Source organism: Streptomyces sp. NBC_00523 (assembly GCF_036346615.1).
Lineage (GTDB): Bacteria > Actinomycetota > Actinomycetes > Streptomycetales > Streptomycetaceae > Streptomyces.
On the sequence record NZ_CP107836.1, the window covers coordinates 5,673,739 to 5,699,685 of the forward strand.

Annotated in this window: 21 protein-coding genes and 3 pseudogenes; 12 read left to right on the forward strand and 12 right to left on the reverse strand. The window is 72.9% G+C overall.

The features are described 5' to 3' along the window. Nucleotides 1-108 precede the first annotated feature (108 nt). Nucleotides 109-2,943, reverse strand: a complete 2,835-nt coding sequence (locus OHS17_RS25810; protein ID WP_443066147.1) for an FAD-binding and (Fe-S)-binding domain-containing protein — start codon at nt 2,941-2,943, stop codon at nt 109-111. Between the two features lie 388 nt (nt 2,944-3,331). Here OHS17_RS25810 and OHS17_RS25815 point away from each other — a divergent pair, with 388 nt between their 5' ends. Both OHS17_RS25815 and OHS17_RS25820 read left to right on the forward strand, forming a co-directional pair. Further along, nucleotides 3,332-5,923 (forward strand): S8 family serine peptidase, encoded by a 2,592-nt coding sequence (locus tag OHS17_RS25815; protein WP_330314052.1) that lies wholly within the window; start codon nt 3,332-3,334, stop codon nt 5,921-5,923. Then, on the forward strand, nt 5,923-8,871 hold the full coding sequence (locus OHS17_RS25820) for a VCBS repeat-containing protein (protein WP_330314053.1): 2,949 nt from the start codon (nt 5,923-5,925) through the stop codon (nt 8,869-8,871). Before OHS17_RS25815 ends, OHS17_RS25820 begins: the two co-directional genes overlap by 1 nt. A 60-nt stretch (nt 8,872-8,931) precedes the next feature. Here OHS17_RS25820 and OHS17_RS25825 read toward each other — a convergent pair whose 3' ends face one another. From OHS17_RS25825 to OHS17_RS25835, 3 genes are read right to left on the reverse strand one after another with little or no spacing between them, the layout of a single operon-like run. After that, the gene (locus OHS17_RS25825) at nt 8,932-9,852 is read right to left on the reverse strand and encodes a formylglycine-generating enzyme family protein (RefSeq protein WP_330314054.1); all 921 of its coding nucleotides are present in this window, start codon (nt 9,850-9,852) and stop codon (nt 8,932-8,934) included. Beyond that, nucleotides 9,845-10,726, reverse strand: a complete 882-nt coding sequence (locus OHS17_RS25830; protein WP_330314055.1) for an alpha/beta fold hydrolase — start codon at nt 10,724-10,726, stop codon at nt 9,845-9,847. Before OHS17_RS25830 ends, OHS17_RS25825 begins: the two co-directional genes overlap by 8 nt. Nucleotides 10,727-10,773: 47 nt before the next feature. Then, entirely contained in the window at nt 10,774-11,199 is a 426-nt protein-coding gene (locus tag OHS17_RS25835) for a MarR family winged helix-turn-helix transcriptional regulator (protein WP_330314056.1), read from the reverse strand. 88 nt (nt 11,200-11,287) lie between these two features. Here OHS17_RS25835 and OHS17_RS25840 point away from each other — a divergent pair, with 88 nt between their 5' ends. From OHS17_RS25840 to OHS17_RS25860, 5 genes and pseudogenes are all read left to right on the forward strand, one after another. Continuing rightward, nucleotides 11,288-12,289, forward strand: coding sequence for an aldo/keto reductase (locus OHS17_RS25840; protein WP_330314057.1), 1,002 nt, complete (start codon nt 11,288-11,290; stop codon nt 12,287-12,289). Between the two features lie 177 nt (nt 12,290-12,466). Beyond that, nucleotides 12,467-13,002, forward strand: a pseudogene (locus tag OHS17_RS25845) (GNAT family N-acetyltransferase). A 19-nt stretch (nt 13,003-13,021) separates the two neighbouring features. Next, nucleotides 13,022-13,663, forward strand: coding sequence for a class I SAM-dependent DNA methyltransferase (locus OHS17_RS25850; protein WP_330314058.1), 642 nt, complete (start codon nt 13,022-13,024; stop codon nt 13,661-13,663). Between the two features lie 126 nt (nt 13,664-13,789). Further along, nucleotides 13,790-13,955 (forward strand): annotated as a pseudogene (locus OHS17_RS25855) (MBL fold metallo-hydrolase); the annotation flags it as partial. Next, nucleotides 13,952-14,107, forward strand: a pseudogene (locus tag OHS17_RS25860) (sulfite exporter TauE/SafE family protein); the annotation flags it as partial. The pseudogenes OHS17_RS25855 and OHS17_RS25860, both read left to right, overlap by 4 nt. A 30-nt stretch (nt 14,108-14,137) precedes the next feature. On the opposite strand, the gene OHS17_RS25865 reads toward OHS17_RS25860, so the two are convergent. After that, entirely contained in the window at nt 14,138-14,416 is a 279-nt protein-coding gene (locus tag OHS17_RS25865; protein ID WP_018105438.1) for a metal-sensitive transcriptional regulator, read from the reverse strand. A gap of 167 nt (nt 14,417-14,583) precedes the next feature. Here OHS17_RS25865 and OHS17_RS25870 point away from each other — a divergent pair, with 167 nt between their 5' ends. The 3 genes from OHS17_RS25870 to OHS17_RS25880 are packed head-to-tail and all read left to right on the forward strand — an operon-like array spanning nt 14,584 to nt 18,568. Then, on the forward strand, nt 14,584-16,485 hold the full coding sequence (locus OHS17_RS25870; protein ID WP_330314059.1) for an alkyl/aryl-sulfatase: 1,902 nt from the start codon (nt 14,584-14,586) through the stop codon (nt 16,483-16,485). 32 nt (nt 16,486-16,517) lie between these two features. Then, on the forward strand, nt 16,518-16,973 hold the full coding sequence (locus OHS17_RS25875; protein WP_330314060.1) for an SRPBCC family protein: 456 nt from the start codon (nt 16,518-16,520) through the stop codon (nt 16,971-16,973). A 32-nt stretch (nt 16,974-17,005) separates the two neighbouring features. Continuing rightward, complete coding sequence (locus tag OHS17_RS25880) at nt 17,006-18,568, forward strand: phytoene desaturase family protein (protein ID WP_330314061.1); 1,563 nt, start codon at nt 17,006-17,008, stop codon at nt 18,566-18,568. 34 nt (nt 18,569-18,602) lie between these two features. On the opposite strand, the gene OHS17_RS25885 is transcribed toward OHS17_RS25880, so the two are convergent. Beyond that, nucleotides 18,603-19,463, reverse strand: coding sequence for an SDR family oxidoreductase (locus OHS17_RS25885; protein ID WP_330314062.1), 861 nt, complete (start codon nt 19,461-19,463; stop codon nt 18,603-18,605). Nucleotides 19,464-19,657: 194 nt separating this feature from the next. Between OHS17_RS25885 and OHS17_RS25890 the strand changes: the two genes are divergently transcribed. Then, nucleotides 19,658-20,344, forward strand: coding sequence for a HemK2/MTQ2 family protein methyltransferase (locus tag OHS17_RS25890; protein ID WP_330314063.1), 687 nt, complete (start codon nt 19,658-19,660; stop codon nt 20,342-20,344). Beyond that, on the forward strand, nt 20,328-20,576 hold the full coding sequence (locus tag OHS17_RS25895) for a CDGSH iron-sulfur domain-containing protein (protein WP_026171834.1): 249 nt from the start codon (nt 20,328-20,330) through the stop codon (nt 20,574-20,576). Before OHS17_RS25890 ends, OHS17_RS25895 begins: the two co-directional genes overlap by 17 nt. On the opposite strand, the gene OHS17_RS25900 is transcribed toward OHS17_RS25895, so the two are convergent. The 6 genes from OHS17_RS25900 to OHS17_RS25925 are packed head-to-tail and all read right to left on the reverse strand — an operon-like array spanning nt 20,524 to nt 25,855. Continuing rightward, on the reverse strand, nt 20,524-21,756 hold the full coding sequence (locus OHS17_RS25900; RefSeq protein ID WP_330314064.1) for a cytochrome P450 family protein: 1,233 nt from the start codon (nt 21,754-21,756) through the stop codon (nt 20,524-20,526). The genes OHS17_RS25895 and OHS17_RS25900 overlap by 53 nt on opposite strands. A gap of 9 nt (nt 21,757-21,765) precedes the next feature. Continuing rightward, on the reverse strand, nt 21,766-22,977 hold the full coding sequence (locus OHS17_RS25905) for a cytochrome P450 (protein ID WP_330314065.1): 1,212 nt from the start codon (nt 22,975-22,977) through the stop codon (nt 21,766-21,768). Further along, the gene (locus OHS17_RS25910) at nt 22,974-23,600 is read right to left on the reverse strand and encodes a GTP-binding protein (protein WP_161211749.1); all 627 of its coding nucleotides are present in this window, start codon (nt 23,598-23,600) and stop codon (nt 22,974-22,976) included. Before OHS17_RS25910 ends, OHS17_RS25905 begins: the two co-directional genes overlap by 4 nt. Next, nucleotides 23,578-23,904: a DUF742 domain-containing protein gene (locus OHS17_RS25915; RefSeq protein WP_018105447.1), complete on the reverse strand. Its 327-nt coding sequence runs from the start codon at nt 23,902-23,904 to the stop codon at nt 23,578-23,580. Before OHS17_RS25915 ends, OHS17_RS25910 begins: the two co-directional genes overlap by 23 nt. Before the next feature lie 23 nt (nt 23,905-23,927). Further along, entirely contained in the window at nt 23,928-24,356 is a 429-nt protein-coding gene (locus tag OHS17_RS25920; RefSeq protein WP_018105448.1) for a roadblock/LC7 domain-containing protein, read from the reverse strand. Between the two features lie 2 nt (nt 24,357-24,358). After that, nucleotides 24,359-25,855, reverse strand: a complete 1,497-nt coding sequence (locus OHS17_RS25925; protein WP_330314066.1) for a hypothetical protein — start codon at nt 25,853-25,855, stop codon at nt 24,359-24,361. Nucleotides 25,856-25,947 lie beyond the last annotated feature (92 nt).

The window sequence follows — 25,947 nt, forward strand, 5'->3', positions numbered from 1 at the left end:
TGCCGCCCGGCCCCCTGCCGGTCGCTCCGCCGCACCCTACCCACCTGGTCGTTTTCACATGAGGTGAAGGGCGATGACTGGCGGGATTCCATGGGCCAGGCCGGGCGCTCAGTCCCGGCGGTCACCCCGCAACGCCTCCGCGATCACCTGCACCAGATGGCGGCTCTCCAAGCCCGCCAGGTCCTGGACCTGTGTGCGGCAGGAGTAGCCGTCCGCGAGGATGCGGCGGTCCGGGGCGGCGGTCGCCCGGGCGAGGATGCCGTCCTGGGCGATCTTTTCGGAGACCTCGTAGTGGCCTTTCTCCATGCCGAAGTTTCCGGCCAGGCCGCAGCAGCCCGCGGAGACTTCGACGTCGCAGCCCATGGACCGGAGCAGCGAGCGGTCCGCCTCGTAGCCCATGACCGCGTAGTGGTGGCAGTGGGGCTGGACCAGGAGGTGTTCCGCTGCCTTCGGGGGCGTCCAGTCGATCGAGGTGAGGAATTCCGCCACCGTGCGGACCGCGCCCGCGAGTTCCGCCGCCCCGGGCTCGTCCGGCAGGAGCTCCACCAGGTCCGAACGGAGCGTCGCCGTGCAGCTCGGCTCGATGCCGATCACCGTCCGGCCGGCCCGGACGTGGGGGAGGAGCAGGTCCACCGTGGCGCGGAGCTTCGCCTTGGCGGCGGTCAGCTGGCCCGTGGAGATCAGGGTCAGCCCGCAGCAGGCACCCGGGGCGGCGATCTCCACGTCGCAGCCGGCCGCCGTCAGCACCTCCACGGCGTCGCGCGGGATGTCCGGGGCGAGCGCGTCCGAGAAGGAGTCGACCCAGAGCAGCACCTTCGGGCCGTCCGCCCTCGAAGCGGCGGCCCCGCTCCACCGGAACGGCCTCGCCGGGAGCGGCGGCAGCGAGCGGCGGTAGTCCGCGCCCATCAGGGTCATCATCGTCCGCCGCAGCGCCGGCACCCGTCCGGCCAGGTTGACCAGCGGGGCCACCGGCGCGAGCAGGCGCAGCCACTGAGGGAGCCGTCCCAGGGTGTAGTGGCTCAGCGGGCGGCGGCGGCCCTTGTACGTCTGGTGCAGGGCCTCCGACTTGAAGGTGGCCATGTCGATTCCGGTCGGGCAGTCGTTGGCGCACGCCTTGCAGCTCAGGCACAGGTCCAGCGCCTCATGGACCTCCGGGGAGCTCCACCCCTCCGAGACGAAGCCGCCGTTCAGCATCTCCTGGAGCGCCCGCGCCCGGCCCCGCGTCGAGTCCTTCTCGTCGCGGGTGGCCGTGTACGAGGGGCACATGAAGCCGCCCTGGCCGCGCAGGTCCGCCCGGCACTTGCCCACCCCGACGCACCGGTGCACGGCGTCCGTGACGTCCCCGCCGTCGTGTGCGAAGGCGAAACCGTCGTTCGCCCGCAGCCTCCGCGCCCCGGGCCTCCGGAGGTCCGCGTCCAGGGGTGCGGGGCGGACCACGACACCGGGGTTCATGACGTCGTCCGGGTCCAGCAGGGCCTTGAACGCCTCCATCGCGCGCAGCGCCTCGGGGCCGTACATCGTCGGCAGCAGCTCGGAGCGGGCGCGGCCGTCGCCGTGCTCGCCGGACAGCGATCCGCCGTGCTCGGCGGCCAGGGCGGCGGCGCGTTCCAGGAAGTCGCGCATCGGCGCGCCCCCGGCGTCGAGCGGGAAGTCGATACGGGCATGGACGCACCCGTCGCCGAAGTGGCCGTAGGCCAGGCCGGACAGGCCCTTCTCGGCCATCAGCGCCTGGAGCCCGCGCAGATAGTCCCCGAGCCGTTCCGGCGGCACGGCGGAGTCCTCCCAGCCCGGCCACGCCTGCTTGCCCTCGGCGGTGCGGCCGGCCAGACCGGCGCCGTCGGCGCGGATCTGCCAGAGCCGGGTCGCCTCGGGGCCCGCCGGCAGGACGACACCGTCGGCGGCGTGCGAGGCCGCGACGAGCGCCCGCGCCGCCTCGACCGCCTCCGCCGAGGTCGCCCCGCCGACCTCCGCGATCAGCCAGCCGCCGCCCTCGGGCAGGGTGGGGACGGCCGCGTCGCCGTGCGCCCGGCGGACCACGTCCACGAGCTGCGCGTCCAGGCCCTCCAGCGCGAGCGGGCGGAACGGCAGCAGGTGCGGCACGTCGTCGGCGGCCGTCGCCATGTCCGCGTAACCGAGGACGGCGAGCGCCGGAGCGGGTGCCTGCGGGACGAGCCGGACCGTCGCTTCGAGGAGGACGCCGCAGCTGCCCTCCGTGCCGGTCAGCGCGGCCGCGAGGTTGCGCCCGTTCTCCGGCAGCAGGTGTTCCAGCGAGTAGCCGGAGATCTGCCGCCCGAAGCGCCCGAAGTCGGTCCGCAGCACGGGCAGATGCTCCGTGACGAACGCGTCGAGCCCCGGCACCGCGTTCAGCGCGTCAGGCCCCGAGCCTGCCGTGATCACCTCGCCGCTTCCCGTCAGCCAGGTCATCGACACCACGTTGTCGGCCGTACGCCCGTACGAGAGGCCGTGCGGGCCGCACGCGTTGTTGCCGATCATCCCGCCGACCGTGCAGCGGTTGGCCGTCGAGGGGTCGGGGCCGAACCGCAAGCCGTGCGGCAGGGCCTCCTTCTGAAGGTCGCTCAGGACCGCGCCCGGCTCGACCACGGCCGTCGAGGAAGCGGGGTCGACCGACAGCACGCGGTTCATCGAGCGCGAGAAGTCGATCACCAGGCCCGGCCCCACCGCGTTCCCGGCGCACGAGGTACCGCCGCCCCTGACGGTGACCGGGACCCGGTGTTCCCGCGCGATGCCGACCGCGGTGATCACGTCCTGCTTCGACCGGGGCATGAGCACCGCCCCCGGAACGATCCGGTAGTTCGACGCGTCGGTCGAGTAGACCGCCCGGGTCGTCGCCGCGGCGTCGACACGATCGCCCAGCTTCCCGCGCAGGGCGTCCAGAAACGCCTCGGTGAGGGGGATCGGGGCGTCTGACATGGTCGCGTCCATCGGGTGCTGCTCCTGGGGGCGTCGGTTCTGGTGGTGCGGGCACGATCCCGCCGTGCCGCAGGCGTAAGCGCGGTTACGTCATCCTCAACGCAGGACCAGCTTCCGGGGGACGTCACTCGCCGCGGCCCGCAGCCGTCCCGCGTCCAGCCCCTCCGCGGCCGGCGCGGCGATGAGCTGTTCGAGGGCGGCGGACGGCTCCGGGCTGTCCGGCTGTCCGACTGCCCGGCGTCCGAGGCCAGCACCAGACGCGGCCCCGCCGCCCTCTCGGGGAAGCAGGCGTTCCCCGCCAACGGCTGAAGTGGCGGTGACCAGCCGTGTAATGGCCGAGTAACGGCGGGTTCCTAGGTTGCGCGCACCCCGTATGTACCGTCACTCGGAGGAGTGCTCGATGCCCCTGCTCCAACCGTCCAGGCGCAGACACGCCGTGTGGACGGTGGCCTCGCTCGCCGCGGCTGCCCTGCTCACCACCCCGCTGCCCGCCCTCGCGGCGGACTCGCCGGCACCCTCTGCCGCCGCCTCGGCGAAGGTCGACTCCGCGCTCACGAGCGCGGTGCGCAACGGCAAGGACGCCACCTTCTTCGTGGTCCTGAAGGACCGGGCCGACCTGTCCGGCGCCAAGAAGCAGAAGACGCACGCGAAGAAGGCCACCGCCGCGTACAGCGAACTCCGCGCGCACGCCAAGTCCAGCCAGAAGTCGCTCAACGCCTTCCTCGACAAGAAGAAGGTCGGCCACCAGGACTTCTGGATCGCCAACGCGGTCAAGGTCACCGGCGACCAGGACCTCGTCGACGAGCTGGCCAAGCGCTCGGACGTGGCGTCGGTCATCAAGCGGCAATCGTTCAAGCTGGACGACATCGAGACCTCCGACAAGCAGGTCACCGCCTCGCGCGCTGCCGCGCTGCACACCGACTCGGCCGCCGACGGCACCGACGCCCCGGCGTGGGGCGTCGCGGACATCAAGGCCGACCAGGTCTGGGATCAGTACCAGGACCGCGGCGAGGGCATCGTCGTCGCCAACGTCGACTCGGGCGTCCAGTTCGACCACCCCGACCTCGTCGCCAACTACCGCGGCAACAACGGCGACGGCACCTTCACGCACGACTACAACTTCTACGACGCGAGCGGGACGTGCACCACGGCCGCGCCGTGCGACAACAACGGCCACGGCACCCACACGATGGGCACCATGGTCGCCAAGAACGGTCTCGGCGTCGCACCGAACGCGAAGTGGATCGCCGCCAAGGGCTGCGCGGCCGACATCTGCTACGACGACGAGCTGCTCGCCGCCGGTCAGTGGATCCTCGCGCCGACCGACCACAACGGCCAGAACCCGCGCCCTGACCTGGCCCCCAACATCGTCAACAACTCCTGGGGCAACGAGGACGTCAGCCACGCGTTCTACCAGGACATCCTGGCGGCCTGGGACGCCGCGGGCATCTTCGAGGCGTTCGCGGCCGGCAACGACGGTGACGGCGTGACCTGCTCGACCACCCACCCGCCGGGCTCGCAGGCCGATTCCTACGGCGTCGGCGCCTACGACGCCAACGGCAAGATCGCCAGCTTCTCCGGCTTCGGCCCCTCGCTGACCGACGGCAGCGAGAAGCCGAACATCTCGGCCCCGGGCGTCCAGATCCCGTCCACCTGGCCGGGCAACGACTACAACACCATCAACGGCACGTCGATGGCGACCCCGCACGTCGCGGGCGCGGTCGCGCTGCTGTGGTCGGCGGCCCCCTCGCTGATCGGCAACATCGAGGAGACCCGCAACCTCCTCAACGAGGGCGCGCGTGACGTCGACGACACCCACTGCGGCGGCACCGCCGGCATGAACTACGTGTGGGGCAACGGCAAGCTCGACATCCTCGCCTCCGTCGAGAAGGCCCCGCACACCGCGGCCGTCGTCAGCGGCAAGGCCACCGACAAGGCGACGGGCAAGGCCCTCCCGAACATCACGGTGAAGTCCACCGACGCGGCCGGCGCGGTCCGTACGGTCACCACCGGCCCGGACGGCACCTACCGTCTGCCGCTGGCCGCGGGCACGTACTCCTTCGCGTTCAGCGGCTACGGCTACGCGAGTGCTTCGGCCGCCGACGTCACCCTGGCCGAGAGCCAGGCGTTCACCCAGGACATCGCGCTGGCCCCGGTCGCCTCGCACAAGGTCACCGGCACCGTCCGCGACGTCACCGGCAAGCCGCTGCCCGGCGCCACGGTCGAGCTGAACGGCACGCCGCTGCCCGCCGTCACCACCAACGCCAAGGGCAAGTACACCTTCAAGAAGGTCGCAGAGGGCTCTTACGGCCTCGCCGTGAAGCCCACCGCGCCGGTCCTGTGCAACGGCGTCTACTCCGGTCCCGCCGCCGTCGGCGCCGCCGACCTGACGAAGAACGTCCAGGTTCCGAACCGGACGGACAACTCCGGCAACGTCTGCACCCCGGCCGACTACTCGTGGATCGCGGGCTCCAAGAAGGTCGCCCTGACCGGTGACGAGGACTCCGCCACGGTCTCGCTGCCGTTCTCGGTGAAGCACTACGGCGTCTCGTACTCCACCGCCTCGGTCACCACCGACGGTCTGATCAACTTCCTGTCCTCGCGCGTCGGTGACTACAACAACACCGCCCTGCCGACGGCCGGGTTCAACGGTGTGAAGGGCATCGTCGCCCCGCTGTGGGACGACCTGACGCTCGACAAGAAGTCCTCCGTGCAGACCGCCACCACCGGCACCAAGGGCAGCCGCAAGTTCGCCATCGTGTGGAACAACGCCGCGTACGCCAACGGCACTTCGGGCCGCGCCACCTTCGAGGCCGTCTTCGACGAGGCCACCGGCGCCGTGACCCTCCAGTACCAGTCCGTCGCAGACCAGGGCGCGGGTGCCACCGTCGGCATCGCCGACCAGTCCGGCACCGACGCCTTCCAGTACTCCTTCAACCAGTCCGTGATCGCAGACGGCACCGCCGTCAGCTTCACGCAGGGAGCGAAGTAATGAGAGCCCAGCACTCCCGGCGTGCGCTTCAGCTCGCCGCCGGCCTCGTCGCGGCGGGCCTCTGCCTGACCGCCGCCCCGCAGGCCCTCGCCGCCGACAGCGGCAGCGACGCGCCGATGAAGCTGACCAGCGCCGAAGCGAAGAAGCTCGCCGCGAACGTCACCCTCGACCCGTACGTGAAGGCCGAGGACACCACCGGCACGCAGGACAAGGCCGACTCGGAGGCGAAGGCCGCCGCGAAGTCGGACGCCACCGCGAAGACGGACGCCGCCACCGCCACCGACCCGACCACCCCGGTCACCATGACCGCGAAGTCCACGCTCGAAGGCGTGCGCGGTCTGGGCGCCACGGTGCCGGCCGGCAAGAAGGGCGACTACTACTCCGTCAACGCCATGGGCAACGTCCAGCTCCACGCGGCCGACGGCAGCGAGACCTGGGCCCGCACCAGCAGCTCGTTCTACGCGGACTGGCAGGTCAAGCCGCTCCAGGTGTGGCGCGTCGAGCCGTACCCGCCCCAGATCCTCATGGGCTACAACGCGGTCTCGCCGTTCTCGCCGAACTCGGAATCCGGCTACTCCGCCGGTGACCTGACCGGCGACGGCGTCCCGGACCTGGTGTTCTCGGCCAAGGTCGGCGCCACCCCGTACCCGCGGGCCTTCACGTCTCCGGGCTCCGACCTGAGCACCGGCACCTTCGTGACGGTCCTCGACGGCAGGACCGGCGCCACGGTCTGGTCGAAGCTGTACAACTACGCCTCCATGGTCAAGATCGTGAACGGCACCCTGCTGGTCGCCGACGCGCCCCGGATGAGCGGTGACGCCAAGGTCCCGGCCGACGCGACCGCCACCCTGACCGGCATCCGCTTCTCGGCGGGCACCGACGGGGAGCTCGCTCCGGCGCAGACCTGGTCCTTCGACACCAAGGAAGCCCGGTACACCAACTGGGGCGACATCCAGGACCTCGGCAAGGGCAAGGTCGCCGTCTCCTGGAACCTCGCCAAGGGCACCGGCGTCGAGGCGCGCGGCCACACAGCCGTGCTCGACACCACCGACGGCTCGGTCACCTGGCGCACCGACAGCGTGCTGTACAGCCGCATCATGCGCCTCGACGCCGGCCGCAAGCGCCTCGTCGCCGTCGAGCAGGCGGACGTCAACGACGCGGTGCACTACGAGGTCGCCGCGTACGACCTGAAGACCGGTCACCGCGCCACCCTGAGCGGCCGCGACAACGTGGTGCCCACCGCGCTGACGGTCGGCGAACTCAAGGCCGGCAAGGCCGGCGACGAATACGCCATCTCGGAGTCCTCCTTCGACGAGAACCTCGTCATCAGTGCCAGCACCATCCGCGTTGTCAACGGTGACAACGCGGACAAGGTCCTCTGGTCGAGCACGACCAAGCGGGATGCCGAGAACGGCCACGACGGGCCCAGCACCTGGGGCCTCGGGGTGATCGACGGCAGGCTGGTCGCCTCCGCCCAGGACGACCGGAAGATGGCCGACCCGGAGAACCGGGGCAGCCTGCGCTACGCGTCGCTGACCGTCTTCTCCGGCAACGGCACCGTCAAGTGGCAGTCCAAGGGCGTCGCGGCCTCCCCGATGTTCCAGGACCTGTACACCGACGCCGCGGGTTCCCACGTCCGGGTGATCGACCAGGGCCAGAACATCCGCACCTTCAAGCTGGGCAACGGCAAGGCGGAGAAGGTCACGCCGCTCCAGGGCGACGTCGCCTACGCCAAGGGCGCCGACCTGAACAAGGACGGCAAGACCGACGTCGTGATGGCGGGTTCCTCCAACGGCGTGTGGGCCTACTCCGGCCCGTCGCTGGTGAACGGCTCGAAGCCCGAGAAGCTGTGGCAGGCCACCGTATCCGGATCGGTCCACGACATCCAGATCGGTGACGTCAACGGCGACGGCAAGCCCGAGATCGTGGTCGCGGCCGACACCGCGACGGTCGTGCTCAACGGGAAGACCGGCAAGACGCTCGCCACCATCGAGGCAGGCGAGGGCCAGTTCGTCCGCTCGGTGCAACTGGCCGACCTCAATGGCGACGGCGAGCAGGACATCATCGTCCCGACGGACGCGGTACGCGCCTACTACGGTGACGGCCACGCCCTCTGGACGTACAACGCGCCCAAGGAGGCGGGCGACGTCCGCTTCGGCGACACGTCCTTCAACGACGGCCGAGTGTACGCCGCCTACGCCACCCTGAACGCCTACCAGCAGACGTCGCCGGTGACGACCGCGGTCGCGCTCAACGCCAAGAACGGCAAGGCCCGCTGGTCGGCAGCTCCGAAGGCGCCCGACTCCGCGGTCGGCGGTATCCGCGGACTCGACCCCAACCAGGGTGTCTTCGCCTCCAAGGAGATCCCGTACGCGGGTGGCCACGCGGTGGTCTACCTGTGGGTGGTCAACGGGCCCATCAAGATCGACGGCACAGACATGCTGAGCCCGCAGAACTACTTCGAGATCCGCGACGGCCGCACCGGCGAGGTGCTGCACTCCCTGGTCTCGGGCGGTCTGTGGACGCACAACGGCTTCTTCGCCAAGGACGGGGCGCTGTACCAGGCCGGCACGGCGTCGATCCGCCGCTTCCGAGCAAACGGGGACGACAAGACGCAGCTGTTCTCCCCGCAGACGTACAACGTCGGCTTCCTGACCGGCCCCGGCGGACGCTCACTGCTCGTCGCCGGCTCGGAGTCGAGTCTGTACCTCTTCGACCCGAGCGCCATCGACTCCGAGGACTCCTGGGCCAACGGCGTCGGCAACATCGGCGCCCTCAACGGCGCCCGCAACTACTTCGCGGGTGACCTCGACGGCGACGGCGTGGACGAGGTGCTGTCGCTGAACAGCGACGACGCCGGCCGGGACCGCGCGGCCGGTGAGTTCGGCGGCGGCTACTACGTCGCCGACAACGGCATCCACCAGGTCACGTCGTACAAGCTCTCCTGACCTGAACCGCCTCGAACGGGCCCCCGGGACGCACCTCGTCCCGGGGGCCCTCGGCGTACGTCACCACACCACCCGGAAGCCGATGTTGCCCGCGGAGCTGTCCACCGTGTTCGACGTGCGGGCCGCGACCCGGTAGCGGTTGCAGTACGAGTCGTGGCACAGGTACGAGCCGCCGCGCATCGTGCGACGGTCGTCGGTGCCGGGCTGCCAGGGGTCGGCGGACCACTCCCACACGTTCCCGGCCGTGTTGTACAGCCCGAAGCCGTTGGGCGCGTAGGTGTGGACGGGCGCCGTGCCCGCGTAGCCGTCCTCCTCCGTGTTGCGGGTGGGGAAGGAGCCCTGCCAGATGTTGCAGCGGTGCTCGCCGTCCGGGGTGAGCTCGTCGCCCCACGGGTAGCGGGCCTGGTCGAGCCCGCCCCGGGCGGCGTACTCCCACTCGGCCTCCGTCGGCAGCCGGCCACCGGCCCACTGGCAGTAGGCGAGCGCGTCGCGCCAGGTGACGTGGACGACCGGGTGGTCGCCCCGGTCGCCTATGCCGCTGCCCGGCCCCTCCGGGACGTCCCAGCGGGCGCCGCTCACCCCGCACCACCAAGGCGTCTGCTGCGGGCGGGGCGAAATCTTGCGCAACGAGCCCGGCAGGAACTTCGCGAACACGTAGCTCCAGCCGAACTCCTCCGCCTCGGTGCGGTAGCCGGTGGCCGCCACGAACGCGGCGAACCGGTCATTCGTCACGGCGTACGCGTCGATCGCGAAGCCCGCGACGCTCACCTCACGCACCGGCCCCTCGGCATCGCCCGCGTTCACATCACGGTCCTCGCTGCCCATCCGGAACGTACCCCCGGGCAGCTCGACCCGGTCCGCGTACGCCACCTCCGGCGCACGCGGCGCGACCGGCCCGATGCTCAGGACCGGATCGGCCGCGGCGACCCCGTCCCGGGACGGGGTGCAGCAGCTCTTGGGGGCGTCGGGGCGGTCACTCATCGTTGCCTTCTTCGTCGGGGAACCGAGGCACCGGGAGATCGTAACCAGGGCCGGAAACGGCGGACCCGGCCCCTGGGGCGAGCCCGTCCAGGAATGCCGAGAGCGCCCCGTACAGCGCGTCCGGCCGTTCCAGGTGCAGGTCGTGGCCCGTGCCGGGGACGCTCACCGCGTGTGTGTCCGGGCGTCGGCGCAGCATCTCGTCCACCTCCTCGGCCGGGATGAAGCTCTTCCGGGCGAGGACGAGCAGGGTGGGACACGCGACCCGGTCCCACTCCTCGTGGAAGGAGCGCCGGGCGTTCTCCGCGATGGACCCGGTCATCACGTCCCGGTCGAAGCGCGGCCCCCAGCCGCCGTCGCGTTCCACGAGCCCCGCCGCCCAGCCCGCACCGGCCGGGCCGCCGCCGAAGAACGCGGCCGCCGCCTCACGGGAGGCGAACGGCACCGGCCACGCGTCGAGCCACCGGCCGATGTGCTCGTCCAGGCCGGGGGTCGGCCCACCGGCCCCCGCCTCCACCAGCACCAGGGCGCCCGGCAGCTCCGGATGGGCGGCGGCCGTCAGCATCGCCGTGTGCCCGCCCAGCGACTGCCCGACGAGCACGGGCCGCTCAAGCCCCAGGTGCCGTACGACGGCGACGACGTCCTCCACGTACGCCGCGCGGGAGACGTCGTCCGGCCGGGGCTCGCTCGCGCCGTGCCCGCGCTGGTCCACCGCGACGACCCGGTGCCGGGGCGCCAGCCGCTCCGCGAGCGCGTCCCACTCGCCCGCGTGACCGGCGAGGCCGTGCAGCAGGACGACGGGGCGGCCGGATCCGCCGCCGTCCCGGCAGACGAGCCGGACCCCTTCACGTACGACGGTGTGCTCGGTCCACGGCATGGTGCCCCCAGGCGTTCGGCTGCTTCCGACGATCGTGCCCCGTGTGCTCAGAGCCGTCGGAGGAGCGCGGCCAGCGTCTCGGTCTCCTGAGCGGTGAGCTTGTCGGTGAAGTGACGGCGTACGGCCGCCTCCAGACCGGGGTGCACGGCGGCGACGGTGCGGCGGCCCGCCTCGGTGAGGGTGACGACGGTGGCGCCGCCGGACCGTTCGCGGGCGATGAGGTCGCGCTTGCTCATGCGGGTGAGCTGGTGCGAGGTGCGGGTGCGGTCCCAGCCGAGGGACGCGGCCAGCTCGCTCTGGCGCAGCGGACCGTCCGCCTTGCTCAGGCTGACCAGGATCGTCAGGTCGGGCTCGGACAGGCCCGCCGCGTCGGCGGTGTCGGCGATCACGCGCGCCCTGACCACCTCGTGGGCCCGCTTGAAGGCGGACCAGAGGTCCACGGGGCCCGAGACCGTGCCGCCCGGTGTTGACATATCAACGAATCCGTTCCTAGTGTTGAGATGTCAACGCTAGCAGGGGTCGGCTTCCACCGCCCCCGGCACTCCCCACGCAAGGATCCCCATGCGCACTCGCACCCTCGGACACGGCGGCCCGCAGGTCGCCCCGGTCGCCCTGGGCTGTGCCGGCATGTCCGACCACACCGGACCCGCCGACCAGGCGAACGCCGTCGCCACGATCCACGCCGCGCTCGACGCCGGGATCACCTTCATCGACACCGCCGACTTCTACGGCATGGGCCACAACGAGGACCTCATCGGCCGGGCACTGCGCGGCGGCAGGCGGGACGAGGCGGTGCTCAGCGTCAAGTTCGGCGGACTGCGCGACCCGGACGGGGCCTTCGTCGGCATCGAGGGCCGGCCCGCCCACGTGAAGAACGCGCTCGCCTACTCGCTGCGCCGCCTCGGCACCGATCACGTCGACATCTACCGCCCCTCCCGCCTCGACCCCGGCACCCCGGTCGAGGAGACCGTCGGCGCCATCGCGGAGATGATCGAGGCCGGTCACGTGCGCCACGTCGGGCTCTCCGAGGTGGGCGCGGAGACCATCCGCCGCGCCCACGCCGTGCACCCCGTCCACGATGTGCAGATCGAGTACTCGCTCTTCAGCCGGGGCCCCGAGACCAGCGGCATCCTGGACACCTGCCGCGAGCTGGGCATCGGCGTCACCGCGTACGGCGTCCTCGCCCACGGGCTGCTCACCGGCACCTACCGGCAGCCCGCCGGGGGAGACCGCCGCGCCGGGTGGCTGCCCCGCTTCCACCCCGACAACCTGGCCGCCAACCTCGCCCTGACCGACCGCCTGCGCCCGCTCGCCGACGCGCACGGCATCACCGTCGCGCAGCTCGCCACCGCCTGGGTCATCGCGCGCGGCGGCGACACCGGTGACATCGTCGCCGTCCTGGGCGCCCGCCGCCCGCACCGCGTCACGGACGCCCTGGCGGCGGCCGAAGTCACCCTGACCGAGGTCGACATGGCCGCGATCGACACGGCCGTCCCGGCGGGCGCGGTGGCGGGCACGCGGTACGCGGCGCCCCTGATGGCACTGCTGGACAGCGAGTCCTGAAGGCCGGTCCGGATCATGGCCCGCCGGGACCCGGCTCCCAGAGCGACGCGTACGCGGGGGCCCGGTGGCGGTGCGGCGGCAGGGGTGCGACCGAAGGGCGCCTTGAGTCGTACGCGCGACGAGGGTATGGCCCATTCTCCCCCCCGGGCTCCCGGCGGCTGCCCGGATAATCCGGGGATGAGCGACCGCATGCGACTGCCGGGCGGGCTGAGCCTGCGCCCCTGGGAAATGTCCGACGCCCCCGCCGTACGGGAGGCGTTCGCCGAGCCGGGGATGGAGCGGCAGGCCGAGGCGCCCCTCGTCACGGTGTCCGTCGTCGAGCAGTGGGTGCGGCGGCGCAGGACCAGTGGGGCCGGGGGATCGCCTACGCCTTCGCCGTCGCGGACGCGTCCGGCACCGCCCTCGGCGGTGTGGCCGTGAGCAGCCTGGACAACCGGCATGCCACCGGCTGGGTCTCCTACTGGACCGGATCCGCCGCACGGGGCAGAGGAGTGGCCACCCTCGGCTGCCGGGCGCTCGCCGACTGGTGCTTCTCTGAACTGGATCCCTTCCGGCTGGAGTTGGGGCACCGTACCAACAACCCCGCCTCCTGCCGGGTGGCGCTCGCCTCCGGATTCGCGGCCGAAGGGGTGCGGCGGCAGAAGCCGGCGTACGACGGCGTCCGCTATGACGTCGAGACCCACGCCAGACTCGCGACGGACTCCGTCAGGTAGGGGCACTACCCTCGCCGCCATGGTCGAACACGAAGCCCTCTCCGTCACCCGTGCCGCCTACGACGACGCCGCCGAGCTGTACGCGCAGCTGTTCAGCGACTCGTTGCGCGACAGCCCGTTGGACCGCGCGATGCTGGACGCCTTCGCGGAGTCCGTCGGGGCGGGCGGGCGGGTGGCGGACCTTGGGTGCGGGCCCGGCCATGTCACCGGTCACCTCGCGGGGCTGGGGCTCGACGCGTTCGGGGTCGACGCCTCACCCGCGATGGTCGGAATCGCCCGCCGGGCCTGGCCCGGACTGCGCTTCGAGCCAGGGGAGATGGGCGCCCTCGACCTCGCCGACGGCGCGCTGGACGGCGTGCTCTCGCGGTGGTCCGTCATCCACACCCCGCCCGCGGAACTCCCGCCGGTCCTGGCCGAGTTCAGCCGCGTACTGGCACCCGGCGGCCACCTCCTCATCGGCTTCTCCGCGACCGACGGGCCCGACCGTCCCACGCAGCCATTCGACCACGCCGTCACGACGGCCTACCGGTGGTCGCCCGACCACCTCGCCGGACTGCTGCGCGCCCACGGGCTGACCGAGACGGCCCGGATGGTCCGCGAGCCCCGGCCGGACGACCGCCGCCAGTTCCAGGAAGTGCACCTGCTCGCCCGCAAGGCGTAGAGCGGGGCGGTGCCCGTACCCAGGGGGCACCCACGGCTCGAAAAATACCCTGGGGGGTATCTCTGTTGCGGTGAAAGCCGGATACCCCCCGGGGTAATGAACCGACCGTGTTGGAGGGAGTCGACCGTGTTCTTCGTGGACACCCTGGAGACCGAGGGCCTGGGCAACCGCAGCTATCTGGCGGGCGGGCAGGCGACGGCCGTCGTCGTGGACCCGCCGCGCGACGTGGAGCGGGTCCTCGCGGCGGCCGCCGCGAGGGGCGTGCGGATCGCGTACGTGGCGGAGACCTGGGCGGTGACGGCCCCGTTCACCGGTGCCGCGATCCTGGGCGCCTGGGACGGCAAGCGCCTCGCCGCACGGGTCTCCGGGGGCAGGCTCCAGCGGCTGTTCGCCTGGGTGCTGCTCGCGGTCGCCGCGTTCATGCTGGCCGACGCGCCTACGTAAGGGAGTCGGCGCCCCTCAGGCCCGTGCCTCTCACGCCAGGGACAGGAACAGCTTCTCCAGCCGGGCCCGCATCTGGTCCCGGTCCAGGGCGGGCCGGTCCCCGTCGGTCATGCACTGCTGGAGGCCCGTCGCGATGATGGCGAACCCGGCCCGGTCCAGGGCGCGGGAGACGGCCGCCAGCTGCGTGATCACGTCCTCGCAGTCCCGGCCCTCCTCGATCATCCTGACGATCCCGGCGATCTGGCCCTGGGCCCGCTTCAGCCGGTTGAGCACCGACTTCAGCTCGTCGGCCGCCATGTCCAGCTCCACGGTTCCTCCCACATCCAGGGTCTCGGTGACGTGTCATACCCCTAGGGGTATATCCTACCCCGTTCGCCTCCCCGTACGGCTTACACCCGCTTGTGGGGCCCCGGACGCCGGGTGAGGGTGGCGGTGCCCGGGCCCGCGCGGGCCCGGCCGCCGAGAGGGAGACCGACATGTCCCAGGACACCGACGCCAAGCCCGCCGAGCGGACTGTGGCGCAGGCGAACCAGGCGGTACGGCGCGACTACCCCTTCGGCGACACCCAGGACTTGGAGGACGCCCGGCGCGGGTTCATGGGCACCGCGCAGGACCCCCTGATCCGCGACGCCACGGGCAGCGCCGTATGGGACCTGGAAGCCTACGGGTTCCTCGACCAGGAGTGCCCGGACACCGCCAACCCGAGCCTGTGGCGGCAGAGCCGCCTCTGCTCCGAGCACGGGCTCTTCGAGGTCACCGAGGGCATCTACCAGGTGCGCGGGTTCGACCTGTCCAACATGACGATCGTCGAGGGCGACCGGGGCGTCCTCGTCATCGACCCCCTGGTGTGCGCCGCCACGGCCGCCGCCGGACTCGCGCTGTACCGCGCCCACCGGGGCGAGCGGCCCGTGACGGGCGTGCTCTACACCCACAGCCACGTCGACCACTTCGGAGGCGTACGCGGGGTGCTGACCGACGAGGACGTCGCGGCCGGAGTCCCGGTGCTCGCCCCGCACGGCTTCCTGGCCCACGCCGTCAGCGAGAACGTCTACGCGGGTACGGCGATGAGCCGGCGCGCCGCCTACATGTACGGCGCCGCCCTCCCGAAGGGGCCCCAGGGGCAGATCGGCGCGGGCCTCGGGCAGAGCGTGTCGACGGGTGCGCCCGGGCTGATCCCGCCCACCCTCGACATCACCCGCACCGGCCAGACGGAGACCGTCGACGGCATCCGCATGGTCTTCCAGCTCACACCCGGCACCGAGGCCCCGGCCGAGCTGAACATCCACTTCCCGGACCGCTCGGCCCTGTGCATGGCGGAGAACGCCACGCACAACCTGCACAACCTGCTGACGCTGCGCGGCGCCGAGGTCCGCGACCCGCACGTCTGGTCCCGCTACCTCACGGAGTCGGTCAGCCTCTTCGGTGACGTGTCGGACGTCGCCTTCGCCTCGCACCACTGGCCGGTCTGGGGCCGGGAGCGTGTGATCTCCTTCCTGATGGAGCAGCGCGACCTGTACGCGTACCTCCACGACCAGGTCCTGCGGATGCTCAACCAGGGCCTCACCGGGCCCGAGATCGCCGAGGAGATCGTGATGCCGCCGGCCCTGGAGCGGGTCTGGCACACGCACGGCTACTACGGCTCCGTCAGCCACAACGCCAAGGCGATCTACCAGCGTTACCTGGGCTGGTACGACGGCAACCCGGCGCATCTCTGGCAGCACCCCCCGGTCGAGGCGGCCCGGCGCTACGTCGAGTTCATGGGCGGCGCGGACGCGATCCTGCGCAGGGCCCGGCAGTCCTTCGCGGACGGCGACTACCGCTGGGTCGCCGAGGTCGTCAACCACCTGGTCTTCGCGGACCCGGACCACGCGGAGGCGCGCTCCCTCCAGGCCGACGCGCTCGAACAGCTCGGCTACGGCAGTGAGAACGGGACCTGGCGCAGCGTCTACCTGATGGGCGCCCAGGAGCTCCGCCACGGCAGCCTCGGCACCCCCACCAGCACGGCCTCGCCCGACGTCCTGGCCGCCCTCACCCTGGACCAGCTGGTCGACTCGGTCGCCATCCGGGTCAACGGCCCCCGTGCCTGGGACGCCGACATCACCGTCCGCTGGGACATCGCGGGCGCCGAACCCCTCACGATGCGGCTGCGCAACGGCGTCCTCACCCACGTCGTGGGCACCGGACCGGCCGTGGGCGCGCCCGACGTCACCTTCGCGCTGACCGAGGCCGATCTGCGGGACGTCCTGGTGGGCGCCGTGCGGCCCGGCGACCTGGCGGCCCGCCCCGGCGTCGAGGTCACCGGCGACGCGGGGCGGCTGATCGAGCTCCTCGGCCATCTCGACGCCCCGGACCCGGACTTCGCCATCGTCACCCCCTGAGCACCCGGCGCGGCACGACAAGAGGAGGACTCATGGCTGTACGGCATCGACTGATCGAGGCCACGGTGGCGGACGTCTGGCGGGTGCTCGCCGACCCCTCCCGCTACAGCGACTGGGTGGTCGGGACCTCCGACTCGCGCCCTCGCCGGGGCAACTGGCCGGAGGTCGGCGCCGGCCTCACGTACGTCCTGCGCATCGGCCGGTGGTCCGTGCAGGGGCGGACCACCGTCCGGCGCTGCGAGGCCCCGCACATCCTGGAGCTGGAGGCCGACAGCGGGCGGATCGGCACCGCCCGGATCGCCATCGAGGTACGCCGCTGGGGCGACAACGCCCTGGTGACGCTGGACGAACACCCCCTGCGCGGACCGGCGGGCAAGCTCCACAACACCGTCGTCGACGCGCTGATCCAGCTCCGCCACCGCAGCGTCCTCGCCCGTCTCGCGCAGACCGTCGAGGCGGCCCCGAAGGGCGCCCGCGAAGCGGTCTGAAGCCCTTCCCGCGACCCCACCTGGAGGCATCGATGCCGGACGCCGTGGTCATCGGCGCGGGCCCCAACGGCCTCGTCGCGGCCAATCTGCTCGCCGCCGCCGGGTGGAGCGTCGAGGTCCTGGAGGCGCAGCCCGAGCCCGGTGGGGCCGTACGCAGCGACCGCGGGGTGCACCCCGATTACGTCTCCGACCTGTTCAGCGCGTTCTATCCGCTGGCGGCGGCGTCCCCGGTCATCGACGGGCTCGACCTCCACGAGGAGGGGCTGCGCTGGTCGCGTGCGCCCCGCCCGCTCGCGCACCCGCTGCCGGACGGGCGGTGCGCGGTGCTGGCGGACCGTGCGCGGGACACGGCGGCGGGGCTCGACGCCTTCTCCGAGGGCGACGGAGCGGCGTGGCTGGAGCTGTGCGCCACCTGGGACCGGGTGCACCGCGAGGTGCTGGGCGCCCTCTTCACGCCCTTCCCGCCGGTGCGCGCGGGCGTCCGCCTGGCCGCCCGGCTCCGGGCCGCCGGGGGACTCCGCCTGGCGCGGACCCTGCTGCTGCCCGTACGCCGCCTGGGCGAGGAGCGGTTCGGGGGCGAGGCGGCCCGGCTGCTGCTTGCGGGCAGTGCGCTCCACGCCGACCTCGGCCCCGAGGCGGCCGGGAGCGGCGGCTTCGGCTGGCTGATGTCCATGCTCGGCCAGACCTACGGATTCCCGGTGCCGGTCGGGGGCGCGGGCGCGCTCACGGCGGCCCTGGTACGGCGCCTCGAACGGCACGGCGGCGTGCTCCGCTGCGGTGAGCGGGTCACGGAGGTCGTCGTGCGCGGCGGACGCGCCGTCGGCGTACGGACCGCGAAGGGCGAGGCCGTGCCCGCGTCCCGCGCCGTGCTCGCCGACGTGTCCGCCCCGGCGCTGTACGGCGGACTGGTCGGCGCCCGTCATGTGCCCGCCCGGCTCCTGGACGACCTGCGCCGCTTCCAGTGGGACTTCGCGACGTTCAAGGTGGACTGGGCGCTCAGCGGCCCGGTGCCCTGGACGGCCCGCGAGGCCACCATGGCGGGCACCGTGCACCTGGCGGACGGCGTCGACGGCCTGACCCGGTTCGCGGCGCAGATCGCGACGGGGCAGGTGCCGGACCGCCCCTTCCTGCTCTTCGGCCAGATGAGCACCGCCGACGCCACCCGTTCCCCGGCCGGTACCGAGGCCGCCTGGGCCTACACCCACGTCCCGCACCGCATCAAGGGCGACGCGGGCGAGGACGGGCTGACCGGGCGGTGGGACCGGGGCGAGCAGGAAGCCATGGCCGACCGCATGGAGCAGGAGGTGGAGCGCTGGGCCCCCGGCTTCCGCTCCCGCGTCCTGGCCCGCCGCCTGCTGGCGCCCCCTACCATCGAATCCATGGACGCCAACCTGGTCGGCGGCGCGATCAACGGCGGCACGACGGCGGCGCACCAGCAGCTGGTGTTCCGCCCGACCCCGGGGACGGGACGGCCCGAGACCCCGGTCAGGGGTCTTTACCTGGCCTCGGCCTCGGCGCACCCGGGCGGCGGGGTGCACGGAGCACCGGGCGCGAACGCGGCACGCGCGGCGCTGCGGAAGCGGCTGCGGCGCTGACGCACGGGCCGGGGCGCGTCCGGGAAGTCCCGCCCTACGCGTTCTCCGCCGCGCGGCCCCCCGCTCCCAGCAGGCCCGTGGCCGTGAACTCCGAGCGCGTCAGCTCCTTGCGGGTCGCGAGCGCGACCACCCCCGGCAGCCCGGCCCGCACGGCCTGGACGCCCCGCAGCCAGCCGGGGACGTACACCGAGGGCGACCGCCGTTCGATCGCGGCGACCAGGCGCCGGGCCACGTCGGGCGCCGGGTAGGTCTTCCGGGCCGGCGGAGGCATATGTGCGCGCAGCTCGCGCAGCACCGGGAACTGGTCGGCGTCGCGGACCATGTCGGTGTCGATCCAGTTCAGATACGCGATGCCCACCCCGACACCGTGCGGCGCCAGCTCCGAACGCAGCGAGTGGCACAGGGCCTCCACGCCCGCCTTGGAGGCGCAGTACGCGCTCATCATCGGCGCGGCCCCGATGGACGCCAGTGAGGCGATCTGGAGGTAGTGCCCCCGGGTGTCCAGGAGCTGCGGCAGGAACACTCGGGCGGTGGCCGCGCTGCCGAGCAGATTGACCTCGACCACGCGCCGCCAGCTCGCCGGATCGGAGTCCGCGAACGGACCGCCCTCCGCCACGCCCGCGTTGGCGACGACCACCGAAGCGGGGCCCAGCCGACGGCGCACCTCGTCGGCGACGCGGGCCATCGCGGCGTCGTCCGTGACGTCCACGTGCCAGTGCCCGGAGGGCGCGGGGAGCGTGGCGGCCACTTTGGCGAGCGTTTCCTCCTCCAGGCCGAGCAGGGCCACCCGGGCGCCCCGGGCGGCCAGCTCCCGCGCCACGGCCTTGCCGAGGCCGCGCGCCCCGCCCGTCACCACGGCCGTACGGCCGCGCAGCAGGTGCTTCCGTTCAGTCACGGGACTCCTTCGCGGTGCCGGGAGGGCCGGGGCCCTGTTCCGGCCATGGTCACCCGGGGGTGCCGGATGTGCGCGCCGGGAGCCCCGCGAGACGGCCTCCCGGGTCGCGAGGGGCGGCGGGCTCGGCCACCCTGGACGGGATGCGCCCGCGCCGGTGACAACGAGGACCGCCTTCCCCCTCACGGAGGATTCGGATGACGACTGCCGCCGCTCCACCCGTCGACCTGGGCCGGCTGTGGACCCTGCCCGGGGTCTACGCCCCGCAGGCCGACACCCACCTGCTGGCGCGGGCGCTCCAGGCCGAGGGCCCGGCCGCCGGGATGGACGTCCTCGACGTCTGCACGGGCAGCGGCGCCCTGGCCCTGCTGGCGGCGCGCGGCGGGGCCAGGGTCTCCGCGATCGACATCTCGCGGCGGGCCGTCCTGACCACCCGCCTCAACGCCGCCCGCGCCGGCCACCGCGTCCGGGTGCTGCGCGGCGACCTCACCGGCCCCGTGGGCGGCCGGCGCTTCCACCTGATCGTGAGCAACCCCCCGTACGTCCCCGCCCCTCAGGTCCGCCGCGCCCGCGCCCACGGCCCCCAGGTCGCCTGGGACGCCGGGCTCTGGGGCCGGCAGGCCCTGGACCGCATCTGCGCCCACGCCCACGACGCCCTGCACCCGAACGGCGTGCTGCTCCTCGTCCACTCCGCGCTGTGCGGCGCGGAGGAGACCCTGGACCGGCTGACCGCGAGCGGCCTGCGCGCCGCGGTCACGAGCCGGTCCTCCGTACCCTTCGGGCCGGTGATGACCGCGCGCCTGCCGTGGCTCCGCGAGCAGGGCCTGCTCGGCCCCCGCGACGACACCGAGGAACTGGTGGTCATCCGTGCCGAACGCCCGTGAGCCCCGCCGCCTCACCATCGAGCCGGGCGGCCCGGTGCTGATCGAGGGGCCGGTCGAGATCGTCCGGGAGGACGGCTCGACCGTCACCTCCGACCGCTTCCTCGTCGCGGTCTGCACCTGCCGCCGCAGCCGGATGTACCCCTGGTGCGACACCAGCCACCGCCGTCACCGGCGGCCGGTCAGCCCGCCGTCGGGCGAAGGTGGACCGGAAGGGCCTGGTGGCCGTTGCTGATCAGGGACGGCAGCGGCAGCAGGTCCTCGGCCGGGACCGCGAGGCTGACGTCGGGGAAGCGCTCGAAGAGCTGACGGAGGGCCGTGGCGATCTCCAGGCGGGCGAGCGGGGCCCCGAGGCAGAAGTGGACGCCGTGGCCGAAGGCCAGGTGGTCCTTGGCGGTGCGGGTCACGTCGAAGGCGTCGGCCGTCTCGCCGTGCCAGTCGGGGTGGCGGTTGGCGGGGGCGAAGGAGACCAGGATGGCCTCGCCCTGCGCGATCTTCTGCCCGTCCGGCAGGGGGATGTCCGAGACGGCGAAGCGCATCGGGATGTGCTTGACCGCGGGCTCGTGGCGCAGGGTCTCCTCGACCACGTCGTTCCAGTCGGCGCGGCCCTCGCGGAGGTGGGCGAGCTGTTCCGGGTGGGTCAGCAGGGCGGTGATCGCCTGGTCGATGACGTTGACCGTGGTGTCGTAACCGGCGGAGATCATCAGGAGCAGCGTGTCGCGCAGCTCCTCGTCGCTGAGGCGGCTGCCGTCGCCCTCCTCGTCGCGGGTGGCGAGCAGGAGCGAGGTCATGTCGTCGCCCGGCTGCGCCCGCTTGGCGGCGATCAGCTCGTCGAGGGCCCCGTACAGGGCGGCCGTGTTGGCGGTGGCCTCCTCGACGGTGAGGGTGGTGTCGAAGACGCCGTCGACCTTGGCGCGGAAGCCGTCGAGCTGGTCCTCGGGAACGCCCATGAGACGGCCGATCACCGCGATCGGGAGCGGGTAGGCGAGCTCCAGGCGCAGGTCGACCGGTTCACCGGCGGGCCGGTCCGCGAGGCCGTCGAGGAGTTCGGTGACGACCTTCTCCACCGAGACGCGCAGGTCCTGGATGCGGCGGGCGCTGAACGCGGGGGCGATCATCCGGCGCAGCCGCCGGTGGTCGCCGCCGTACGCGGTGAACATGTTGTTCACGGCCACCCACAGGGCGAGCGGCCAGGTGGCCACCGTCTCGGCGAACGCCGGCCAGTGCGCCCGGGCGTTCTTCGAGACCTGGGAGCTGGTCAGCAGCTCCTTCAGGAGGACCGGGTCGCTGACGGACCACGCGGTGACCCCGAGGACGTCGACGCGGGTGGCGGAACCGCGCTCGCGCAGCGCCCGGTACTCCGCGTGGCGGTCGGTGCCCGCGGGGTCGAGGACGATGATCGGCTGCTCGGACATGGGGCTCCTTCAGTGGGAAGCGTGGAAGACGATGGGGAGGGATTCCAGCGCGCGGTGGAACGGGCCCGGACGCCAGCGCAGTTCGGCGGCCGGGACCGCGAGGTCCATCTCGGGCAGGGCGTCGAGCAGATAGGTGACCGCGGTCTCCGCGATCAGGTACGCGTGCGAGCGCGCCGGGCAGGTGTGCGGGCCGATGCTCCACGCCAGATGGGCCCGGTTGCCCGCGATGCCGCCGGACGCCTCGGCGATCGCCGGGTCGTTGTTGCAGCCGGCCATCGAGATCAGCACCGGCTGGTGGGCGGGGAGCAGCACCCCGTCGATGTCCGCCGGGTAGGGCGGGTAGGTGATGCAGTAGTTCGCCATCGGCGGGTCGGTGTAGAGGACGGTGTCGAGCGCGTCCCGCACGGTGGAGTGCCCGGCGTGCAGCCCGGCGGAGAACTCCTCGTCGGTGAGGATCTTCAGCTGGGTGTTGGCGATGAGATTGGTCAGCGGCTCGATGCCCGCCCCGTACAGCGTGACCAGCTGGTGGCCCATCTCCTCGTCGGTCAGCTGCGCCGCGTGGCCGATCAGCCGGGAGGTGATGTCGTCGGCGGGGTGGCGGCGGCGCAGTTCGACGAGGTCGGTGACCGCCTGGCCGAGGATCTCGTTGCCCCGCTGGGCGTCCGTGGCCTCGAAGATCCGGGACATTCCGTCGGCGATGCGCGCCCCGATCTCGTCGGGGCAGCCGAGCAGGGAGCTCAGGACGCGGAAGGCGATCGGCCACGCGTACTGGGTGAGCACATCGGCCCGGCCCGCCGTGATGAAGTCCCCGATGGCGGCCTCGGCCAGCTTCTCGACCCGGGCCCGCAGCTCGTGCTGGTCCACGGCGTCGATCGCGGTGGTGTTGGCGGACCGGTAGCGGGCGTGCGCGGTGCCGCTGCTGCGCAGGGCGTTGGGCCGCCACTCCATCATCGGCCGCACCGGACAGGAGGCCGGCACCTGCTCCTGCCAGACGCGCGGGTCGTGCGGGAAGTACAGCGGGTCGTTGAGGATGCGCCGGGCCTGGAAGTAGCCGATCACCAGGGTGGCGGGGATGCCCGGGGACAGCTCGACGGGCACCAGCGGCCCGTACACCGCCCGCATCCGCTCGTACGCGGCATGCGGGTCGGCGGCGTACGCCGGGTCGTAGAGCGCGACCCGGCCCGACGGGGCCGACGGCAGGGTGATGCTGGGGGACGTCATGACGTGGGCTCCAGGGAGAGGGCCGAGCGTTGTGCGGCGAGGTGTTCCGTGAGCGTGATCAGGGCGTACACGCAGGAGGTACGGTCCCGGGCGTCACAGGTGGTCAGGGGCGTCTCCGGGTCCAGTGCCAGGGCCTCGCGGATCTCGGCGAGGCCGTAACCGGGCGCGTCCGGGAACACGTTGATCGCGACCGCGTACGGAATGCCCTGGTCCTCCAGGAGCCCCAGCGCCTCGTGGCTCGCGTCCAGGTCGCGGGTGTCGGCCAGTACCAGGCAGCCGAGCGCGCCGTGCGCCAGGTCCTCCCACAGAGGCTGGAACCGCACCTGGCCGGGCAGGCCGAACAGATAGAGGGCGAGGGCACCGCCGGCCAGGTGGATGCGACCGAAGTCCATGCCCACGGTCGTCGTCGTCTTGTCCGGCACCCCGCGCAGATCGTCCACGCCGACGCTGTCCTCGGTGATCGGCTCCTCCATCCGCAGCGGCCGGACCTCCGAGACGCTGCCGATGAAGGTCGTCTTGCCGACGCCGAAGCCACCGGCGATCACGATCTTGGCGGACTGGGTCACCGTCGCCGGTACGTACGTGACGCCGTTCGAGGCGTCAGACCAGTTCTCGGAGTCCATCGAGCACCTTCTGGAGGAGGTCGTTTCGGGGCTGGTCACCGGCGGCGGGGGCCGGGCTGGCCAGATGGCCGCTGTCCATCAGGGAGGACACGATGATCCGGACGGTGGAGGGCGGCAGCTGGAGCGCGGCCGCGATGTCCGCGACGGCCAGACCGCCCCGCCCCACCGCGAACAGGCTCATCACCCGCCGCGCGTCGGGCCCCAGCTCACCGGCCGGGCCCGGCGCGGCGACGACCACGCTCTCCAGGCGTACATCCCGGTCGGGGCGGACCCGGCCGCCCGTACGGACATAGGGCCTGACCATGTCCGGATCGTGCCGTGGGCCGCTCATGCGGCGGGGCCCCCGTCCGGCTGGAGCACCGGCGTGCGCTCCCTGGTGCCCAGCTGCTCGCCCAGGCGGACGACCAGCAGGGCCATGTGGTGGCTGATCAGGCCGACGTCGGCGTGCGGGCCCGTGGTGACGACGGACAGCATCGTGTGGTGTCCGGCCGCCGTGGTCAGCCCGATGGTCGACACGGACTCGATCAGCTGCTGGCGCACGCCCTGCCCGCCGGTGAACTCGTCCCAGGCGCGGCCCGAGGCGCGCAGCGACGCGGTCAGGGCGGCCAGCTTCTCGCCGTCCTCCTGGCTGATGGTGCGCGTCCGCGCCTTCAGCAGCCCGTCGCCGCTCATCAGCACGGCGTACCGGACGCCCTCCACCGATCCGAGCTGCTCGTCCAGCAGCCAGCCCAGGGTGTTCGCGTGCGTGTCCGACATGATCAACGTCCTTCGTCCGTACGAGGGGTGTTCTGGTTGTCCCGGCTGCGGCGGCTGCCCGCCATCCACGCGGCGGCCACCGCGGGCCTGCCCGGCTCGACCTCCGGTTCGGGCCCGGACCGCGCCCCGGCCGCGGGCCGCGTCCCGCGCCGGCGGACGGTGAGCCCGCTGGCCGTGGTCGCCTGCGCCGGACCGGACGCGGGCTCCTCGGCGGGCGGGGCCGCGGGGGCGGGCTCGACGGCAGCGGCGGGAGCGGGAGCTTGGGCGGCCGGGGCGGGAGCGGCGGGTGCGGCGGGCTCGGGTGCGGACCCGGTCATGGGCGGGGCCTCCGGGAGCGAGGACGGCCGGCGGGGCGGCGGGACGGTGGCCTTCCGGGCCGCGGGCAGCGACTGCGCGGACACCGGCCGGGACGGCCCCGGCGTCGTCAGGAGCTCCTGCGGCAGCACGATGATCGCCCGGGTGCCCCCGTAGAGGTTCGGCGCGGTCAGCTCGACGCGGAAGCCGTACTGGTGGGCCAGGACCGAGGCCACCCGCAGACCCGTCTGCGGGTAGGCGCCCAGCCGCGTGATGTCGTCCCGCTGCTCACCGGACATCACCTCGCGGGCCCAGGTCAGCCGCTCGTCCTCCATCCGGAGACCGGCGTCGTCCACGACGAGGAACGCCGCGTTCGCGCCGTGCTCCAGGGAGACGTGCACCAGGGCGTTGGGCGGCGAGTAGCGCAGGGCGTTGTCCAGGAGCACCGCCAGGGTGTGGACGACCGCCTCCACGGACCGGCTGCGCACCGCGAAGGACTCCAGGTCCGTGTGCTGGACGCGCTGGTAGCCCTCGACCCGGCCCATGGCGGTGCGGACCACATCGGTGAGCGAGGTGGCGGGCCAGCGCCGGGACAGCTTGTCACCGGCCAGGACGCCGTAGCCGGACGCGGTCAGCAGCATCTGCTGCGCCAGGTGGTCCATCTCGACCAGCGTCGCGTACGCGTCGTCGGACACGTGGCGCCGCACCCCGGCACTGATCGTGCTGCTCAGCTTCGCCGCGCGGTGCACGGTGCTGGACGCGAAGGCGCGTACCGCCGCCCGGGCCGTGTCCACCGACTCCTGGCGGGCCTGCGCGACCTGACGCTCCGTCTCGGCCCAGACCTGGGTGAGCTGTTCCTCGGCGGCGTTCTGCGCGAGGCGGCCGGTCATGGTGATCGCGGAGCGGACCTGGTTCGCCAGAGCGGTCAGCCCGTTGGCGAGCTGGGTGTGGGCCAGCTGCGGCGGGATGGCCGAATCCGGTGGGTAGGGGCGGCCGGTCTGCGCCTCGGACGCGGCCGCCTGGACGACGCTCTGGGCGATATGTGCCACGTACTGCTCGGCGGCCCGGATCTGCTGGGCCAACTGCTCGCGCTGTTGCCGGAGTTCATCGGCCCGCCGTTTCTCGGCGCGGGCGCGGCGCAGGAACCACAGCGAGGCGCAGGCTCCCGCCGCCAGCGCGAGCAGGATCAATATCGGTTCGGTCATGGGGTCCTCGCGGGAAATCAAGGGGGACGGTTCCACCGACCGCGCGGGCGCCGGGGCCCGCGCGTTCAGCTGCGGCCGGGGGCGACGAGGCG